The 18,571-nt window shown below is 34.3% G+C and carries 19 protein-coding genes; 3 read left to right on the top strand and 16 right to left on the bottom strand.

The features are described from left to right. Positions 1–21 precede the first annotated feature (21 nt). A complete protein-coding gene (locus DW006_RS08820; RefSeq protein WP_117999952.1) occupies positions 22–828 on the bottom strand; it encodes a sporulation initiation factor Spo0A C-terminal domain-containing protein in 807 nt (268 codons plus the stop codon). 340 nt (positions 829–1,168) lie between these two features. On the opposite strand from DW006_RS08820, the gene DW006_RS08825 reads away from it, so the two are divergent. Then, a complete protein-coding gene (locus tag DW006_RS08825; RefSeq protein ID WP_117999953.1) occupies positions 1,169–1,909 on the top strand; it encodes a helix-turn-helix domain-containing protein in 741 nt (246 codons plus the stop codon). 352 nt (positions 1,910–2,261) lie between these two features. Continuing rightward, positions 2,262–2,435: a 4Fe-4S binding protein gene (locus DW006_RS08830; RefSeq protein ID WP_117999954.1), complete on the top strand. Its 174-nt coding sequence runs from the start codon at positions 2,262–2,264 to the stop codon at positions 2,433–2,435. A gap of 120 nt (positions 2,436–2,555) precedes the next feature. On the opposite strand, the gene DW006_RS08835 is transcribed toward DW006_RS08830, so the two are convergent. The 4 genes from DW006_RS08835 to DW006_RS08850 all read right to left on the bottom strand — a co-directional run bounded on the left by DW006_RS08835 (position 2,556) and on the right by DW006_RS08850 (position 7,439). Then, positions 2,556–3,260: a helix-turn-helix domain-containing protein gene (locus tag DW006_RS08835; RefSeq protein WP_117999955.1), complete on the bottom strand. Its 705-nt coding sequence runs from the start codon at positions 3,258–3,260 to the stop codon at positions 2,556–2,558. 266 nt (positions 3,261–3,526) lie between these two features. After that, positions 3,527–4,870 carry a replicative DNA helicase gene (dnaB, locus tag DW006_RS08840; RefSeq protein ID WP_117999956.1) on the bottom strand — a complete coding sequence of 448 codons (1,344 nt, stop codon included), beginning with the start codon at positions 4,868–4,870 and terminating at the stop codon, positions 3,527–3,529. A gap of 71 nt (positions 4,871–4,941) precedes the next feature. Continuing rightward, positions 4,942–5,388, bottom strand: a complete 447-nt coding sequence (rplI, locus tag DW006_RS08845; RefSeq protein ID WP_117999957.1) for a 50S ribosomal protein L9 — start codon at positions 5,386–5,388, stop codon at positions 4,942–4,944. Continuing rightward, positions 5,388–7,439 (bottom strand): DHH family phosphoesterase, encoded by a 2,052-nt coding sequence (locus tag DW006_RS08850; protein ID WP_117999958.1) that lies wholly within the window; start codon positions 7,437–7,439, stop codon positions 5,388–5,390. Before DW006_RS08850 ends, rplI begins: the two co-directional genes overlap by 1 nt. A gap of 121 nt (positions 7,440–7,560) precedes the next feature. On the opposite strand from DW006_RS08850, the gene DW006_RS08855 reads away from it, so the two are divergent. Next, positions 7,561–7,827, top strand: coding sequence for a hypothetical protein (locus tag DW006_RS08855; RefSeq protein WP_022165113.1), 267 nt, complete (start codon positions 7,561–7,563; stop codon positions 7,825–7,827). On the opposite strand, the gene DW006_RS08860 is transcribed toward DW006_RS08855, so the two are convergent. From DW006_RS08860 to DW006_RS08910, 11 genes are all read right to left on the bottom strand, one after another. After that, positions 7,828–8,070: a polya polymerase gene (locus DW006_RS08860; protein WP_117999959.1), complete on the bottom strand. Its 243-nt coding sequence runs from the start codon at positions 8,068–8,070 to the stop codon at positions 7,828–7,830. A gap of 123 nt (positions 8,071–8,193) precedes the next feature. Next, positions 8,194–8,646: a ribose 5-phosphate isomerase B gene (gene rpiB / locus DW006_RS08865; protein ID WP_118000039.1), complete on the bottom strand. Its 453-nt coding sequence runs from the start codon at positions 8,644–8,646 to the stop codon at positions 8,194–8,196. A 92-nt stretch (positions 8,647–8,738) separates the two neighbouring features. Further along, positions 8,739–9,476: a DeoR/GlpR family DNA-binding transcription regulator gene (locus DW006_RS08870; protein ID WP_117999960.1), complete on the bottom strand. Its 738-nt coding sequence runs from the start codon at positions 9,474–9,476 to the stop codon at positions 8,739–8,741. Positions 9,477–9,541: 65 nt separating this feature from the next. Beyond that, positions 9,542–10,441 carry a ribokinase gene (locus DW006_RS08875; protein ID WP_117999961.1) on the bottom strand — a complete coding sequence of 300 codons (900 nt, stop codon included), beginning with the start codon at positions 10,439–10,441 and terminating at the stop codon, positions 9,542–9,544. Between the two features lie 138 nt (positions 10,442–10,579). Then, on the bottom strand, positions 10,580–11,554 hold the full coding sequence (locus DW006_RS08880) for an ABC transporter permease (RefSeq protein ID WP_117999962.1): 975 nt from the start codon (positions 11,552–11,554) through the stop codon (positions 10,580–10,582). Position 11,555: 1 nt separating this feature from the next. Continuing rightward, positions 11,556–13,052 (bottom strand): sugar ABC transporter ATP-binding protein, encoded by a 1,497-nt coding sequence (locus DW006_RS08885; RefSeq protein ID WP_117999963.1) that lies wholly within the window; start codon positions 13,050–13,052, stop codon positions 11,556–11,558. Positions 13,053–13,130: 78 nt separating this feature from the next. Continuing rightward, positions 13,131–14,237 (bottom strand): substrate-binding domain-containing protein, encoded by a 1,107-nt coding sequence (locus tag DW006_RS08890; RefSeq protein WP_117999964.1) that lies wholly within the window; start codon positions 14,235–14,237, stop codon positions 13,131–13,133. Between the two features lie 34 nt (positions 14,238–14,271). Continuing rightward, entirely contained in the window at positions 14,272–15,192 is a 921-nt protein-coding gene (locus DW006_RS08895) for a sugar phosphate isomerase/epimerase family protein (protein WP_117999965.1), read from the bottom strand. A 315-nt stretch (positions 15,193–15,507) separates the two neighbouring features. After that, complete coding sequence (gene alsK / locus DW006_RS08900) at positions 15,508–16,416, bottom strand: allose kinase (protein WP_117999966.1); 909 nt, start codon at positions 16,414–16,416, stop codon at positions 15,508–15,510. Between the two features lie 14 nt (positions 16,417–16,430). Continuing rightward, positions 16,431–17,081 (bottom strand): ribulose-phosphate 3-epimerase, encoded by a 651-nt coding sequence (gene rpe / locus DW006_RS08905; RefSeq protein ID WP_117999967.1) that lies wholly within the window; start codon positions 17,079–17,081, stop codon positions 16,431–16,433. Positions 17,082–17,293: 212 nt separating this feature from the next. Next, positions 17,294–18,292, bottom strand: coding sequence for a LacI family DNA-binding transcriptional regulator (locus DW006_RS08910; RefSeq protein WP_117999968.1), 999 nt, complete (start codon positions 18,290–18,292; stop codon positions 17,294–17,296). Positions 18,293–18,571 lie beyond the last annotated feature (279 nt).

Below are 18,571 nucleotides of genomic sequence, written 5' to 3' on the forward strand. Positions count from 1 at the left end.
CTCATAATTTTTAATACATTTCTATTGATTTTGTATTATGTCCTGGGTAATTTTTGCAATGAATTCCGAATTAGTAGGTCGGTATTTTCCTGAATCAATTATGTATCCACAATTTTCCTTATGGGCCTGATCATTCCAGGCGACCTCTATGGCATGCCTTATTGCTTTTTCAACTCTTTGTGCTGTAGAATGGTGTTTTTTTGCTACATCGGGATATAGAATCTTAGTCACTGCATCCAAAGCTTCCTCATTGTTTACAGCCTCTTTTACAGCAGTTATCATATATCTGTAGCCTTTTAATCTGGTTGGTATACCAACTGCATTAAGTTTTTCTGAAATAGCTTTATCAATTTTCTTATTGTCCTCAAAAACACTATAACTTAACCCTTTGGTGTTTTCTTTAGTCATAATTTCAGTTGTTGCAACTGTCCCCTCTTCAATTATTTCATTCATTCGTGCGTATATCTTCTTTACTTTCTTCACAACGATTTTTGTATCATAAGGTTTGGTGAGAATATAATCTACATTTCTGTGAAATGCCTCACAAATTAGCAAATCACTAGTAACTGTAGTTGTCATTATAAGTTTTGTCTTATCCGACACACCATACTCATTAATCTTATCTAACAATGTGTACCCATCGTATATAGGTAAAAGCAAATCAAATATAACGATATTGGGTTCTTCTCTTTTAAAAATTTCAAAAGCATCTTTTCCGTTGTCAGTAGCCCCCACTACTGCAATTTCTAAATCTTTTTCAAGTTCTTTTGTCAAATGTTGTTTTACAACAGTCTGACTTTCTGCAACCAATACTTTTAACTTCCCCATGTTGCCCCCTTCATTTATAAAACTTTTTCTTTTTGCATTCTTAGTTTTATTTTTTTCAACAATATTCGTTAAAAATATTTCTGTTTTTCATTTTGCAGGCATTTATCAATTGCCCTACAATCTCCTTTTTTGTACTTTACTTTTTGAATCTCCCCCCTTCGTTAAGTTTACAATAATATGTTGCAAGTTAATTTTTGCAGATATTTAAACAAAATATTGCAATTTAAAATCTGCATTTTTATAATAGCTGTATTAGGAAAAAATTGAAAGTTATTGTTTTACACCAAATCTTTGCTCTAATCAATTACCCGGTGCAATTCATTATCTTTATGAGAGGGGTATGAAAATGAATATTGAAGCTAATACCAAATACGCTGAACAAAATCTTTTAAAATCAAACATTATAAAAAACATTAATAAAATACTTAATACTAACAACTGGTCAATTAGGAAACTTTCTGATTTTTCGGGGCTCCCCTATGAATCTGTGAAGAAACTTCTTTCCGGCAAAATAAAAAATCCAACTATTTACACTTTATACAAAATCAGTCAGGCTCTAGGATGTGGCATGGATTATCTCATTGGCTACGATATTGGTTGCAGTATACCTGCCGGTGAATTACCTCCAAGAGCATTTACTCTTCTTCAGGAAATTGTCCGTTTTGAATATTCAATTCAGCAAAACAATCAAACTAACGGTGTAATGGAAATCCCCGTATTGGTTCCTACAGGATTAGTCAAAGATGGCATGATTTACGATAGTATTTACACAGAAACCATTAACGCCTATGCATACTCAGACATTTGCGATAATATAATTATGTGTGGCATAAAAATATTAGGCAACTATCTTACCCCTACATATCTTGATGGTGATACTCTACTTATTGCTAGAGACCGTTTTCCTGTCCCCGGAGAAGTTGGTATATTCTTAAAAGGGAAAGCTGTTTATATTAGAAGATATGAAATGGGACAACCTATGCGTCTGGTTCCTATTACTAATTGTGGGGATACACTTTTGATAAACAACATTGACGATATACATTTTTTCGGAAGAGTAATCACTGTTATTAGGACTTAAACTTATATTATCAAAACATAAAATCAGCGCATTATTAGAAAATAATTGTTGCAATTTATCAGAACATAAATGCGGTAAATTATCTGAACATAAACTCTGTAAATATAAATATAGGGAAATTACTAACTTTGTCACAAATCTTTTATAAAATTTGATATTTTCATCACTTTTTGCAGTATTTCACACTAATAAACGGTTATTTTAATACACATAATTTCCAATTTTGTTAGGAAGATTTTCTATATGTTTTTATATATTTTTCTAAATTTGTTAATAATTAAATTGTTGCAATCTATCAGTAATTGTATTATTATATGAATATAAATTTTATAATTTAAAGGAGGCTTTCATAATGGCTTACAAGATTAATGATGGATGCATCGGTTGTGGTGCATGCGCAGGCGCTTGCCCAGTTGGCGCTATTAGCGAAGGTGACGGAGCATTCGTTATCGATGCTAGTGCATGTATCGAATGTGGAGCTTGTACAGGATCATGTCCTACAGGTTCAATCGAATTAGATGCTTAATTAGAGATAGCAAAAGGAGACACCCCAAGGTTGTCTCCTTTTCTATTGCACATTATTCATTATTTAATTCTGCTAATAACCAACTTCTACATCTGTCCCATAGAGTTACTTAATAGTTACCTACTGAGCCGGTGCTTTCTTTCCGATTTTCAAATCTCCCTTTTTCTTCTCTGCTGCCAGCTTTTTCTGTTTTTCCTGTTTAAGTCTTTGTTCTTCTTTTTTAGTTTTCTTCAGTAGAAGTTTTTCAGCTTTAAGTTGTCGTCTTTTTTCTCTTCTTGAAAGTTTTTGTTTGGAACGCATTGCCATATCTAACTTTTTATAGCGTTCTTCCTCTCTTTCGTCCTGAGTCCGCATTAGATAATTCATTTCTTTTAAAACTTTTTCGCTTACGTTTCCACTTACTTCCTTGCCTAATTCTCCGGCACTCTTCTTTAACGCCTTAGAAACAACCTTATCCATTATTGCCTGAAACTGTTCCATCTTGCTTTCGCTACTCTCAATTGTCTCAACCTTCATCTGCTCTTTAAGCACCGGTGCACTAACTGCTGTAGCTGTTAAAGCCATGTTATTTCTGCAATTATTGTTTTTTCCTTCTTTTGTATCAGGGTCCGTCAGCATCATTTTAATTGTTCTAAGTCCATAGCCCTGATTTTTTAAGTCACGCACATTCTTCAACAAATTAATATGATTGTCGGTGTAATATCGATGCCCCATTTCATTTCTTGGTATAACTATATTAAGTTCTTCCTCCCAGTATCTTAAAACATGAGATTCTACTCCCAGCATCCTTGATGCATCTGAAATCATGTATCTCTTTTCCCCCATTTTAACCTCCTAAACCTGCCCCTTTACAGGGTTTGAAATTCATACTAATTTCTTAACACCACAATTATAAGTCCATTATATTCCCCTATCAATAAAAATAGCACTGCAAAAAATGTAACCTTTTGCGGAGGTGTCGAAGAAGATATATTTATATACTTGAGTATACAAAAAACCTTTGAGACAAATTTAAAATCTGTTTCAAAGGTTTTCTACATATTAGCATTATCTATTAAAAATACTTTATATCTTCTTAGGCATACAACGATTTAAATCTGATCACCAGGTTGTTCTGCATCTTCGAATTTTGTAAACTGTGGTAACCATACCAATTCAACTTCACCTACAGGGCCGTTTCTCTGTTTAGCTACGTTAAGAATAATTCTGTTTCTGTCTTCTTCTTTTTTCTCCTTGTCGTAATATCTTGACATAAGCATTACAACGTCGGCATCCTGCTCGATAGAACCGGATTCACGAAGATCCGCCATAATAGGCTTTCTGTCTTCTCTTGTTTCAGATGCACGGTTAAGCTGTGAAAGCGCAATTACCGGAACATTTAGCTCTCTGGCAATACCCTTTAATGTTCTTGATATTTCTGCAATTTCCTGTTCACGGCTTCCGTGAGGTGTGTTGGTTGTCATCAACTGTAAATAGTCTACAATAACCAACTGAATATCTTTTTCCAGTTTAAACTTTCTACACTTTGATCTCATTTCACCGATACTTATACCCGGAGTATCATCAATAATAATTCCTGAGTTACCAATAACATTGGCTGATTCTACTATATTTTCCCATTCGCTGTCACTTAAATCACCAATACGGATTTTCTGTGAACTAACCATTGAGTTCTGTGAAATCACACGGTTTATAAGCTGTTCGCTTGACATTTCCAAGCTGAATATTGCCACCGGAATGTTATGTTTAACTGCAATTGTTTCTGTTAAGTTGAGTACGAAAGCTGTTTTACCAACAGAAGGTCTGGCGGCTATAAGAATCAAATCTGAAGGCTGGAGACCTGACAACTGCTTGTCAAGCTTGGCAAATCCCGTTTCCAAACCTGTAATAGAACCTTTCGTCTGAGCTGCCTGTTCAATCTTGTCAAAAACATTTAAAACAATCTGTCTTACAGGAACATAATCTCCTGTATTACCTGTTTGAATCAAGTCAAAAATACTTTTCTCTGTTTCTTCAAGAATTGCCTCTAAAGGCTTGTTGCCTGCATAACATGTATTAGCAATACTCTCATTTGCCCTTATAAGATTTCTCATTACTGACTTTTCATATACAATATCCGCATACTGCTTTATGTTTGCAGATGTTGGAACCATATCTAAAATATTTCTAATAAAATCAATACTAATAACTTCTGAAGGAACGTCCATTTCTTCCAGTTTTGTTTTGATTGTAACCAGGTCACCCTCACGTCCTTCGTTATACAATTCAACCATTGCCTTAAACAATGAACCGTACTGTTTATTATAAAAATCCGCATCTGATAATTTTTCCATTGCAACTGTTATTGCTTCCTGGTCCATCATCATTGAGCCAATAACAGCCTGCTCCGCCTCGTTGCTATGAGGCATTATTCTTTTTACTACTGCTTCGTCCATAGTGCATCTCCATTCATAGTAAAATTATCGCAATACATCCTTAGACATATTGCGATTCTCTTAATTACTAATTATTTTGCTTCAACTTTTACTGCTAACTTTCCAACTACATCCTTGTGTAACTTAATGTTTACATTGTAAGTTCCAAGTGACTTAATTGCGTCAGGAATGACAATCTTCTTCTTATCAATGTCCTTTCCCAGCTGTTTCTTTGCTTCTAAAGCTATTTCTTTACTTGAAATTGAACCAAATACCTTGCCTTCAACTCCAGCCTGTATCTTAACAGTAATTGATTTGTCTTCTAAGTCCTTTGCCAAAGCCTGAGCAGTTTCTAATTTTTCTTTGGCAACTTTAGCTGCATTCTGCTGTTGAAGCTTTAAGTCATTTAAATTCTTTCCTGTTGCTTCTAAACCTAAATTCTTCTTTAATATAAAGTTTCTGGCATATCCATCATTTACATTTACTATCTCACCTTTTTTTCCAAGTGACTTTACGTCTTCTAATAAAATAACTTTCATTACATGTCTCCTTCTTCAATTCTTCTACTGATTGCGTTTTTAATCATCTGTGTTACTTCTCCTAAAGATGCGTCTTTAACCTGAGCTCCTGCCAGATTCATGTGACCGCCACCTCCAAACTCTTCCATAAGCACCTGAACATTAATTTTATCTAACGATCTTGCACTTATGTATATTAAATCATTGTATGGTGTACATACGAATGATGCTTTTACATTCTTAATGTTTAACAATTCATTAGCTGCCTGAGCACCTACAACTGTTGGTGATGAAACATTCTTTGCCGTACATACAGAAATTGCATAACAGTCCTTGTAAATTTCTGTATTCTGTACTGCTGTAGCTTTTGCCTTATAGTCATTAATATCATCTCTGAACATTCGTCTGACTCTTGTTATATCAGCACCATTTTTCTTAAGATATGCTGCTGCCTCAAAAGTTCTTACACCTGTTCTGTTAGTGAAGTTGTTTGTATCCACCATAATACCACCATAAAGTGCTTCGGCTTCCATTTTGTTAATCTTAACTGTTTCTGGTATGTATTGCATAATCTCTACAACCATTTCACATGTAGAAGATGATGCAAGTTCTATATATGACAACTGTGCGTTATCTATTACGTCTTCTGATTGTCTATGGTGATCAAAAACAACCAGGCACTGTGCTCTTCTGACTAATTCAGGATATTCTGTATAAGCAGCTCTGTTACAGTCAACAACTATTAAGGCGTCATTTTTTCCTATTTTGGAAACTGCTTCGCTACCTGAAATAAACATGTCTTCAGCATAAATATCTGACTCATGGAACATTTGAGCTATCGGTATTACGCTACCTGAAATATCTTCTATTACAATGTGGGCTTTTTTACCAATTGTCTGAGCTATTCTATAAAATCCTATGGAAGCACCAAATGAATCGTTATCTCCAATATGGTGTCCCATTATAAATATTGTTTCTTTTGTTTCAATTAAATCTCTAAATGCTGTAGCTTTTACTCTTGATTTTACTTTTGTGTTTTTTTCTACTGACTTGGACTTTCCACCATAATAATATACTTTGTTGCCTTCTTTTAGCACTGCCTGGTCACCACCACGTCCCAGTGCCATGTCAATGGCTGCTCTTGCGATCTCATAATTTGCCACTAAACCATTGCCACCTACACCTATACCAATACTAAGTGTAATTGGAAGTCCATTTCCAATATTTACTGTTTTTACTTCATCTAATATTGCAAACTTATTTGTCTGCATCTTGCTAACAAATTTTGTTTTAAACATGACGAAATATTTATCATTTTCAAGCTTTCGTACAATTCCGTCATACTGTGTGAAATACTTATTTATTTTTCTATCTATTAACGCTACAAGCAATGTTCTTCTTGTTGGATCGATACTATTAAGAACTTCATCATAGTTATCAATATAAATATGACCTGTTACTAATTTTTCCTCTTTGTTCTCTTTAGCTAACTGGTGAATCAATGTCTCGTCAAACATATACATGGAAATTAACGCCCCATCACCACCAATCAATGGCACTAAAGCACTTTCTACGTTTTCCTCATTCATTGAGAATAATTTGAGAATTACCTTATACACTTTATTCTCGTGTTTAACTTCAAATTCGCTTCTGCCCTCTTCATCAAATGAAAAGTCCTCTGCGGTTATTCCTTCAAAAACAGATGCAATAGGCTTATTTCTAATATTTTTTTCACATATTTTATCCATTTCATTATTAGTCCACATTACCTTGCCGCTTTCATCTAAAAGGCAATACGGAACTTCCATGTCACGTATCATTTTTCTTTGAACCTGACTGTACTCCGCCCCAAAATCAACAAGATTTCTCATAATATTAGGCTTAAACAATAAATACACCGTAGCAGATATACATAAATATAAAACTGCTGCAAATGTCATTAACACACCTGCCTTTATACTTATTGTAAACCCTAATGCTGCCATTACAAGCCAAATAAAATTCAAGTATAATGGCCATCTAATATATTGTGGTAAATTTCCTTTAGCTTTTAATTTCTTCTCGTCCACCATTTTTCTTCCTTTCAAAAAGGTATAAAAACCTAGTATCGTTTTGATTATACCATATTTTATCTTTACAGTTAATATATTTTCCTTTAAAATCAAAGAAGTTATTTGTGAAGGAGAGATTTTTATGTTCAGAGTTTGGGGTAGAACCTTTAAAAGCAACAAAATGCTACAAAGCACTACAATTGAATTAGATATAGACGACACAAGAACCCATAAGATTTTCAAGGCTCTTGAGATGATTTGCGACGAATTTGATTTAAGCAATCCTATATGGCTTGAATCTAATATTAAAGAATTCAAAAAAATTGCCCGCACAAGATTTTATGCGGACAGTTTTGTTGAATCTATTGATTTTGATTATCTGGATTTCTATGTAATCGAAGAAGACTAATTACATTGGTCCTCTCATAAGGAAATCCATAATTTTCTTTGAATCTTCTAATTCGTGAGCTACTATTTCCATTTCAGGAATCTGTGCTGATGAAGAGAAAATTGTTGAAAGTGAAACAAGCTGACATAACTTTGATTTAAGGTTAAGTCTGTCCCCGTCATCTGTGATAAGTTCAACCTTTCCCTGACAACTGTCTATTACTTTTAAAAATTCTTCCGGATTATCGATATTCTTAATCTTCATAATTGTGTTTCCTTTCCTTATTAATTTAATATTTATTTTAATTTAATATTTAACATCACGTTAAACATTAAATTATTATCATAAAATGCAAACTTAATTATAATTTTTATATTATAAATTTGTCTATTTATTTTTCTGCTTTTCTTCTATTTCTTTTAGCATGTCAATTCTAACCTGATGTCTTCCACCTTCATATTCTGCTTCAAGCCACTGGTCTACTATCATTTTGGCAAGTTCAATACCTACAACCCTTGCTCCAAAAGCAATTATGTTTGTATTATTGTGCTGTTTTGATAATTTTGCACTATATGGTTCACTACATACACATGCTCTTATTCCATTAACCTTGTTTGCAGAAAGTGAAATTCCAACTCCTGTTCCACAAATTAAAACACCACAGTCAACTTCACCTGCAACAATAGCATTTGCCACAGCTTCACCATATTCAGGATAGTTACATCTCTCTGTTGAATCTGTACCGAAATTAACGACCTCATGACCTTTTTCTTCAAGATATGCCTTAATTTCATTCTTCATTTCTACTGCAACATGATCATTTCCAATTCCAATTTTCATTTTTCTACCTCTCATAATTTTCATATTTTAGTCTAGAAAATATTAAGAAATATCTCCTTTAAAAATTAATATGTTATACAGTAAATAACCTGTTATACAATAATATATTCTTCTGCACCCTTTACAACGTCCGTTACTTCATTGCATATTATTGTTGCCTGATTTAAATCAAGCACTTTACATAATGTACTTTTCCCCGACTTGCTACTATCTGCTAAAATATAAGCTTTCTTGGCATTTTTACATACAATTCGCTTTTTTTCAGCTTCCAACAAATCCGGTGTATTATATCCAGCCTCAAGTGAAAAACCTGACATTCCAACAAATGCCTTATCAAAATAGTAACTCTTTAAGAAATTGTTTGTTGTAATTCCTCTAATTGATGCTGTTGCTATATTAATCTCTCCGCCGGCAATAATACATTTAATGTTAGGACTTTGTAGTTCAGAATATATTAATGCGTTCGTTGTCACTACTGTTATATTCTTATCTCTTAAATATTTCATCATATCTAAAGCAGTGCTTCCTGAATCAATATATATAGAATCACCATCTTCAACTAATTCTGCTGCTGCTTTAGCTATTCTATCTTTTTCACTGACATTTTTCATTTTCTTTGACATAACAGGGATTTCATAGCTGTCTCTTTTTAAACAAGCACCACCGCCTCTTAATAAAGTAATCTCACCTTCACGTTCCATTGTTTTAAGATCTCTTCTAACTGTGGATTCAGACACCCCACCTAAGGCATCGCAAAGCTCATCTAAAGATACAACCTCATTTTCCTCTAATAATTGTGCTATCTGCAATCTTCTCTCATAAGGTATCATATCTTTTTTCCTCCTGCTCTCTATAATATCCTTTCGCCAATAAAAATGTCAATAATAATCGGTGTTTACATAACTTCTTCTAATGTTGGCATAGATGGCTGTGCTCCATATCTGCATACAGTTACTGCACTGCACTTTGTTGCAAATCTGCAAGCCTCTGTTAATGTTAATCCTTCAACAATAGAATGACTTACTGCCCCAATATATGAATCTCCGGCTCCGGTTGTTTCAACTGCATCCACTTTCTTTGCCGGAATCACTTCGATTTTACCATTTTCATATACTACAGCTCCAAGTGATCCTAATGTGATAATCACGTTATTATTGTATTTTTCGGCTAATTTCTTTATTTCTTCTTTTGCTTTTTCTAATGAGTCAATATTTTCCTTACAGTAAAATGATGCCTCTACCTCATTTACTACAAGTATATCTACTTTTGCAAGATATTCGTCCGGTAACTCAATTGCAGGTGCTGCATTTAACACAACTATACATCCTGCTTCTTTTGCTTTGTCAATTCCATATTCTATCATTGGCACAGGAATTTCGTTTTGTAAAATACAAACCTTTGACTCCTTTAATGCCGGCATGGCTTTATCTATGTCTTCTTTTGTAATCTGGAAATTTGCACCTCGTACAATGCTGGCGTGAACGCTTCCATCTTCTAACGCATGTATAATTCCCATTCCACTGCTGCCTTCAACTTTTCTAATATATCTTGTATCAACTCCGTACTGTTTTGCTGTACAAATCAAAAATTCTGCTGATGCATCAGTTCCAACACACCCTACCATATATGTAGGAGTTTTAAGTTTTGCTGCCTGCACTGCCTGATTTGCGCCTTTTCCACCGGCACTAAATGTTGAATCTTCTACTGCCATTGTTTCACCTTTATAAGGTAATCTGTCTACTTTTAAGATAACATCATAATTTAAACTGCCTATTACAGTAATTTTATTTTTCACTTTCTTACCTCCTGTCATCTGCTAAAAAAGAAAGGCGCAAAGTTTAAATCCTTGCGCCTTTTTATAATTCAAATGCTTTGAAAATATATTAGTGCCGCAATACTGTGTGCTATTTGCGGTTTTAATTGTAGTTTAAAACTAAGCTGTCTTTTTATGTCTTGAAACAAATCCTTTAATATCCTGCTGAATAAATTCGAAGTATGAAGCTACGATGATGATAATACCAGTTACTACGAACTGCCAGAAAGAATCAACGTTGATTACTACCATACCTACTTTTAATACTGCAAGCATTAATGCTCCGAAGAATGTACCAAGTGCTGTACCTTTACCACCTGCCATTCTTGTTCCACCAATAGCTGCTGCTGCGATAGCATTTGTTTCATATGCCTGACCTGCTGTTGCTTCAGCTGATCCTAAACTTGCTAACATAATCATACCTGCAATTGCTGCACAAATTCCACAGAAAATGTATGCTACATATTTTGTTTTGATTACGTTTACACCTGAAAGTTTAGCAGCTTCTTCGTTACCACCGATTGCATATAAATAATCACCACTTCTCATCTTTGATAAGATAATATGTGCAATTACGAATACTACTACCATTACTACAATGTAACTTCTAACACCGGCAAACAATTCACCGTTGAAAATATTTCTGTATGATTCAGGAACATTTGTTACTGGAACACCGCCTGTTACTACATAAGCAATACCTCTGTATAAACTCATTGTACCAAGTGTAGCAATGAAAGGCTGTAATTTTAATTTGTTAATTAAGAATCCATTGAATGCTCCAAGTACTGCACCAATTAAAATACCAACTATAATTGCTAAGATTGGATTCATTCCATAAGTTACTGTACAAGATGCAACTACGATACCGGTAATAGCGTATGTACAACCAACTGAAAGATCGATACCGCCGGTAATAATTGTGAACATCATACCTACAGCAAGAATACCATTTAATACCATCTGCTGTAAAACTGTTATAAAGTTACTATAATTTAAAAAGTTTTTATTTAGTGCTGTAAATACTACACACATAGCGATTGTAGCTATAAGAACTACGAATTCTCGCTTATACTTATTCCAAATATTTTTCATTTTATTTACCTCCAATTGCTAAATCAAGAATTGAATCTTCGTCAAAATCAACTTCATTTGTTAACTCAGCAGTTACTTTACCTTCGCTCATAACGATAATTCTGTCACTAATTCCCATTGCTTCCGGCAATTCAGAAGATACCACTATGATGCTCTTTCCTGCTTCTACAAGTTCCTCCATAAGTCTGTAAATTTCAGCTTTTGCACCTACATCTACACCTTTTGTTGGTTCGTCAAAAATGATTATATCTACATCTGTAGACATCCATCTTGCTAAAATAACTTTCTGCTGGTTACCACCTGACATATTACTTGTCAGATAATCAACACGTCTTGGATGTACATCCATTTCCTCAAAAAACTTCTCTGCGTTTTTGACTTTCTTTTTCGTGTCTGTAAATGGTCCTGTCATATATTTCTCTAAACTGGAAATAGCTATGTTTTCATAATTGTTTGATAGATTCATAAATCCCTGTGTTTTTCTATCTTCCGGTAATAAACCTATTCCGGCTCTCAAAGCCTTTGTAGTATTCCAGCCGCTCTTTACCTCTTTGCCTTTTAAAACAATCTTTCCTGAAGTTCTCTGGTCAGCTCCAATGATTGTTCTCATTACCTCTGTTCTTCCTGCTCCTACCAAGCCGAAGAAACCAAGGATTTCACCTTTATGAAGTTCAAAACTTACGTCTTGATAATTTTCGTTTGTTAAATGTTCTACACTTAAAACAACCTCGTCTGTTCGTGGACTTGGTTTTGTTCTTGAAGCCACTGCTGCTACATCTCTACCTACCATTGCATGAATTAATTCTTCTCTGGTAGTATTTTTAATGTCCATTGTCTGGATATATTCCCCATCTCTTAAAATGGAAGCTCTATCACAAATTTGGAAAATTTCTTCCAATCTATGGCTTACATATAAAATAGTTACGCCCTGTTTCTTTAGTTTTCTTACTACATCAAACAAAGCTTCTGTTTCTTTCATTGTAATTGATGCTGTTGGCTCATCAAGAGAGATAATTGTTGAATGATGGTACAATGCTCTTGCAATTGCCAACATCTGCATTTCACCTGCTGTCAATGTACTTACTAAATCTGATGATTTAAAGTTACAATTTAATTCTGCCAGTATTTCATCAACTTCTCTATTCATTTTCTTGAAGTCTATAAAGACTCCTTTTTTAGGTTCATAACCCATTGTTACATTTTGACCAACAGTAAGATCTTTTACTACTAAAGTTTCCTGATGAACTTTAGATATTTTGCCATTTACAATAGCATCATTTGTGTCTTTAAAGCTTACTTTCTCTCCATGAAGCTTTACTTCGCCTTCATATTCCGGATAAACCCCATGTAATATATTTAATAGTGTGGATTTTCCTGCACCATTTTCACCTAATAATGCGTGAACCTCTCCTTCCTCTACAGAAAAAGATATATCTTTAAGGACGTGTACTCCTGGAAAGCGTTTGTTAATATTAACAAATTCAACAGCCTTCGCCATAATAGTTCCTCCTTTTTATAGATGGGAGAAAGCAGTGCCTTCTCCCATTGTAAAATTACCTTTTATTTTCAAGTTAAATTATTTTGCAACATATGTTGGATCTTTCCATCCAATGATCTGAGCTGCATCTTCGTTTACATTTGATGAATCAATAAGTGCCTGTGGAGTATGTACTACTCTTGGGATATCCTGTCCATCTAAAATTCTTAATGTTACTTCTGTAGCAACCTGTGACATATAGTATCCAAATGAATCTACTGTTGCATCAAGCTTTCCGGCTTTGATTGAATCATAAGCTTCACCAATACCATCAACACCTACTACTAAAATGTCAGCCTTAGCTTCTTCTACAGCTTCAACTACACCTAAAGCCATATCATCATTGTTACAGAAGATTGCCTTTAAGTCAGGTTTCTGCTGAATCCATGTGCTTGCTAATTCTTTAGCTTTCTGACGATCCCAGTCAGCGTTCTGTTCTGCTACTACATTAAGTCCTGACTTGTTGTCTTTAATCCAACCCTTGAATCCTGCTGTTCTTTCACGAGCTGCGAAAGCTTTTGCCATACCTACAACGATAGCAACATCACCCTTGTCACCAAGTTTCTTTGAAACCCATTCAGCTGCTAATTCACCATTCTGGTACGCATCAGGTCCTACAAAGTAATCTGCTGCTGAAATTAATCCATCGTTTACGTTTACTGTAGGGATTTTTTTGTTCTTAGCATTATCTACTGATGATGTTAAGTTTGAATCTGAGATTGGGCTTAACATTAATGCACTGTATCCCTGGTTTACAAGGTTATCTGTCATTGTCTGCTGTCCGATTTCATCACCTTCATCTGTTGTTCCATCTACTTTTACTGTTATATCAACTCCGGCTTTCTTAATAACCTTTGCTGACTGTTCATAACCATTCTTAAAGTTACGCCAAAATTCATTTGAGAATGATTTTGCGATGGCACCTAACTTTAAGTCACTTGCAACCTTAACTTCTTCTCCGTTGTCCTTACGGATATCTTCGATTGTCTTGCTGTCTTCAATCTTATCTGGGTTGAAGTCCTCTGTTGCCTGTGTTTCATTGTTCGCCTTTGTTGAGTTATTTGAACTCTGTGATGAGCTACCGCAGCCAACTAATCCGAACACCATTGTTGCTGCTAATGCTACTGCTAAAATTTTCTTTCTCATTTGCATTTTCTCCTTTTTCTTTTATAAAATTTTCTTATTTTAACATGTCCAGTACAAGGCGATGGGCCTCTACACCGTCACGTTTAGATACAACTTCTGCGATTCTGTCCATTCCGATTTCATCAATTATTTTTGAAATCTTTTCGAAAGAATCAATGTTTGCCTGAGTTTCTTCTTTGGCATTTTCTCTAATTGGGAATGTGTCAAAGAACACAACTCCCTGATAATTATATTTCTTTAAGTAGTAAATGAACTCTGCCGCATGTGCAATATTTACTGATCCAAAAATCATTCCGCTATCCATTTGTGAATATCCGTCATTCATATGTAATCCGTATAGCTTACCCATACTTGCGGCTATTGCCAGACCGTATGCCGGGCTGTCTCTCTTCATCAGCATATGGCAAAAATCTAATGTACATCCAACATTCGGTCTGTCAATTTCCTTTATAAGGAGGAGAGTCATTCCTGTACTATCTATCATTGAAAAGTTTCTTGGTTCAAATGGTTTGTATTCAATGCTTATCTTTAAATCAGGTGCATAATCAGCAACTTCTCTAAAAGCATCTATTAACTGATTCCACGCTTCCTCGTAATCAAGTTGGAATGCATAATCAAAACCATCATTTTCCATCCAAAGGGTGATATATGTTCCGCCAAGCTCTCTACAAATATCAGCGGCTTCTTTGCAATATTGAATTGCCTTTGTTCTTAATTCTTCATCTGGATTAGTGAAGTCACCTTTTGTAAAATAATTTCTCCATCTAACTGCAAGACCATTTACCTTCAAGTCTCCAATTGCTTTCTTTATTTCTTCTAAATCATATCCTGCGAAATGTTCTGGATAGTTAAATTCTAAATGTGTAATTCCATCCATTTCGTGGTATGCCTTAATTGCATCAAAGACATTTTGACCTTTTAATATAAACGAGTTAAATCTTCCTGCGTAGTTCATAATACCTTCCTTTCTGTGTTTTTGTTTGCATTTATTTTCATTTTATTTCAAATGTTTTCATTTGTTGTCATAATTGTATAATTCTTTTCATTTTCTGTCAATACTTTTCATTATTTTTCACGTTTTTCACAGTTTTGGAAACGTACTTTTGTGCATTTTGTACATTTATCCTCAATAAAAACGTTACATTTTTCGTTAAATCATCTGTTTTCTTATTGTGGCAGAATAAAAAAGTGTCATTTTCTTTCACTTTATTTCAAATACATGAAATCATTGTGAATGAAAACGACACTTTTTTACTATTTTACATCAGTATTAAATTTCTACTAATTTCTTGGCATATATAATAGCACCCTTTACACCATTGTCCACTTTATCTTCAGAATACTGTACCTTCAAAGTTTCCGCAGGATATGGTTTTCTCATGTGAACGTAAAGTCTCTCCTCTAAATAGTCCTTTGGGAATCCTTTCATATTAATTACCCCTCCACCAAAAATTACAGAATGAGGATTTAATATATTGATTTCTGCTGCTGCAACACATGCAACATTGTCAACGAACTCCTTTAAAATAATATCATTGCTTTTCTTAACAAATAAATCGTTCATGTCTATTTCAGGAAAATACTCGTTTTTAAGTTCTACTAATTTCCATCCTGAGGCATAGCATTCTGAGCATCCAATATTTCCACAACCACATCTGTCATGGCTGCCTACCATAGGAATATGGCCCAGTTCTCCTGCTACGCCGTCTCTCCCTACAAGAGGTTCACCATTAATAAATATGGCATTTCCAACACCTGTGCCAATATAAATTCCAACACCTATTCCCTGATCATCTAACTTCTTGTCGAATTTGTCCCAATAATAGAGCATGTTTACATCTCTATCCAATGTCACCTTTATTCCTAGTTTTTTTTCTAATTCTTCTCCAAGAAATAAATGATCCATACCCTTAATATTTGGCACCTGAAGAATTTCTTTTCTATCAGCACTAAGAGCTGCAGGAATGCCAATAACTATCTGCAAAATCTCCAGTCCTACGCAATTTCTGCTAATATAATCTTCCAACACTTCTGCCAGACTTTCAGAAATATTTCCATCCTTGAAAGTCTCCTTGCTGGAGATTCTCTCAAAATCAGCAAGTTCACCTGCTTCGTCTGTATGACCGATTCTAATATTTGTTCCACCTATATCTATTCCTATAACACAATTCTTTCCCATGAATATCTCCTTTATTACAAAGCTCTTAATTCTTTAATTAACTCTTTATATGATTTATCCTTTCCAAACAATGAAGATGTGCCAAGAATAAATCCTTTTACTCCAATCTTTGATAAAGTCTCAACTCTCTCAGGAGAACATGCCCCATCAAGCATAACTTCGTATCCATACTTTTCTTTCATTTCTACTAGCTGCTCTATCTTCTCATCTACCGCATGAATATACTTCTGACCGGCGAATCCCGGATTAACACTCATTACCATTACATAATCTACAAATGGTAATAAAGGTTTGATTGTTTCTACAGCAGTTCCCGGATTAATCGCAATACCTGGCTTAGCACCTGCATCTTTAATTGTCTGAAGTGTTCTTGTTGGATGAACATCTGCTTCAGGGTGAATATAAATAATATCAATTCCAAGCTTTGCGAATTTTTCTACATAGTTACCCGGATTCTCAATCATAAGATGAGCGTCAACAGGAATTGTTGATTTCTTACGGATAAATTCCACGTCCTGTAACCCCATTCCAAAATTTGGAACAAACTGGCCATCCATAATATCAATGTGGAAAATATCTACTCCTGCATCAATTAAATCCTGAACCTCTTTTTCTAAGTTACCATAGTTAGCACACATCATTGATGGGCATAATAATTTTTCCATTGTAATACCTTCCTTTCATTTTTGTAATTTAATCTCCGTTTTTTGATGTAAACGTTTACATCAATGTGCAATTAAAAGAAACTACTTTTGCAGTTCCTTTATTTTCTTTCAGTTTATACTGTAATATATTTTCTGTCAACGATAAATTTTATAAGTTTTTTCACCATTGTTTTTGTGATTTAGTGATTACATTTTGTTTTTAATGTTTAGCTTTACTTTGCCTCTGTTGTTTCTCTTTTAATAATCTCCACCGGTAATACTGTTTTTTTATCTAATATTTCTTTTTCATCAATTAATTTTTCTAAATTGTTTACTGCCATTTCTACCATTTCATCAACAGGCTGGCGCACTGTTGAAATTGTTTTGGTTGATATAAGAGCGACTTCACTATCATCATATCCGAATACTTTAACTTCCTGTGGCACTTTTATATTTAATTCTTTTAATGCTTTCATTGCTCCTATAGCTATTATGTCAGTTGTTGCAAACACTCCATCTATGGTAGGATTTTCTTTAAAATATTTCTTAGTTTGTTCATAACCATCTTCCATGGATATAGAACCGGCATAAACCAAATGTGACTCAAGTCCTGCTTCTTCAATTGCCTTTAGATAACCTAAATAACGTTTCTTGTGAGTAGATACGTTATGCTCAGGACTTAAGCAAAGTATATTTTTACAACCTTTTTCAAGCATTTCTTTAGTAGCCTGATATCCACCTGACACATTATCGCTTTCAACAACCACAACATCATCATTTTTTATATACATTGGTTCTCTATCAATGTAAACAGTAGGCATGGGAACAGCCTTTTCCCTTTTTCTTGTAGAAGACACAATGTGAATTATCCCGCCTACCTGCTGTGCCTGTAGCATGTCCAAACACTGGTTTTCTAATTTGTAATCCTCGTTAGTATTGCAAATAATAGTTGCGTAACCTTTCTCAAAAAAAAGCATCTGCACTTTCTGCGCAATTCTGCTAAAAAATTCATTAGCAATATCAGGAACAACAATCCCTATTACTGTAGATTTTCTGGTTCTAAAGCCCTTTGCCAAAAGGTTAGGAACATAATTGTTTTCTTCCATAACCTTCAATATTTTCTTTTCAGTATCTTTTGCCACTTTTCCGTTTTTGTTAATTACTCTTGATACAGTTGCAATAGATACCCCTGCCATTCTGGCAATATCTTTGATTGATAAATTGTTGCTCATGATTACTTCCTTTTGAATTTTTGATTATAGCTTATTTTCAAGATTTGAATGTCAAAATGCCCAAATCTTGTTCCGCGCTTCGCACTTTCAAAATTATGCAAATGCAAGCGGGGCAAAACCTTTTGACACTGTAATCATTATAAAATAACTAAATTTACTTATCAACTATAGAACCGTAAACGTATCTTGCGACATTATTTGTTCTGGATACGTGCCTATTCAATAACTATTTTCTTTTGCAACGAGATTTCTTTCTATAACAAAGCCCTCAGAAATTAA

The organism is Eubacterium sp. AF36-5BH (assembly GCF_003460505.1).
Classification (GTDB): Bacteria; Bacillota; Clostridia; order Lachnospirales; family Lachnospiraceae; genus Eubacterium_G.

Excerpts from the sequence above, each read along its gene's own strand:
- DW006_RS08820 (WP_117999952.1), bottom strand. The coding sequence starts at position 828 with ATGGGGAAGTTAAAAGTATTGGTTGCAGAAAGTCAGACTGTTGTAAAA.
- DW006_RS08825 (WP_117999953.1), top strand. The coding sequence starts at position 1,169 with ATGAAAATGAATATTGAAGCTAATACCAAATACGCTGAACAAAATCTT.
- DW006_RS08830 (WP_117999954.1), top strand. The coding sequence starts at position 2,262 with ATGGCTTACAAGATTAATGATGGATGCATCGGTTGTGGTGCATGCGCA.
- DW006_RS08835 (WP_117999955.1), bottom strand. The coding sequence starts at position 3,260 with ATGGGGGAAAAGAGATACATGATTTCAGATGCATCAAGGATGCTGGGA.
- dnaB (WP_117999956.1), bottom strand. The coding sequence starts at position 4,870 with ATGGACGAAGCAGTAGTAAAAAGAATAATGCCTCATAGCAACGAGGCG.
- rplI (WP_117999957.1), bottom strand. The coding sequence starts at position 5,388 with ATGAAAGTTATTTTATTAGAAGACGTAAAGTCACTTGGAAAAAAAGGT.
- DW006_RS08850 (WP_117999958.1), bottom strand. The coding sequence starts at position 7,439 with ATGGTGGACGAGAAGAAATTAAAAGCTAAAGGAAATTTACCACAATAT.
- DW006_RS08855 (WP_022165113.1), top strand. The coding sequence starts at position 7,561 with ATGTTCAGAGTTTGGGGTAGAACCTTTAAAAGCAACAAAATGCTACAA.
- DW006_RS08860 (WP_117999959.1), bottom strand. The coding sequence starts at position 8,070 with ATGAAGATTAAGAATATCGATAATCCGGAAGAATTTTTAAAAGTAATA.
- rpiB (WP_118000039.1), bottom strand. The coding sequence starts at position 8,646 with ATGAAAATTGGAATTGGAAATGATCATGTTGCAGTAGAAATGAAGAAT.
- DW006_RS08870 (WP_117999960.1), bottom strand. The coding sequence starts at position 9,476 with ATGATACCTTATGAGAGAAGATTGCAGATAGCACAATTATTAGAGGAA.
- DW006_RS08880 (WP_117999962.1), bottom strand. The coding sequence starts at position 11,554 with ATGAAAAATATTTGGAATAAGTATAAGCGAGAATTCGTAGTTCTTATA.
- DW006_RS08885 (WP_117999963.1), bottom strand. The coding sequence starts at position 13,052 with ATGGCGAAGGCTGTTGAATTTGTTAATATTAACAAACGCTTTCCAGGA.
- DW006_RS08890 (WP_117999964.1), bottom strand. The coding sequence starts at position 14,237 with ATGAGAAAGAAAATTTTAGCAGTAGCATTAGCAGCAACAATGGTGTTC.
- DW006_RS08895 (WP_117999965.1), bottom strand. The coding sequence starts at position 15,192 with ATGAACTACGCAGGAAGATTTAACTCGTTTATATTAAAAGGTCAAAAT.
- alsK (WP_117999966.1), bottom strand. The coding sequence starts at position 16,416 with ATGGGAAAGAATTGTGTTATAGGAATAGATATAGGTGGAACAAATATT.
- rpe (WP_117999967.1), bottom strand. The coding sequence starts at position 17,081 with ATGGAAAAATTATTATGCCCATCAATGATGTGTGCTAACTATGGTAAC.
- DW006_RS08910 (WP_117999968.1), bottom strand. The coding sequence starts at position 18,292 with ATGAGCAACAATTTATCAATCAAAGATATTGCCAGAATGGCAGGGGTA.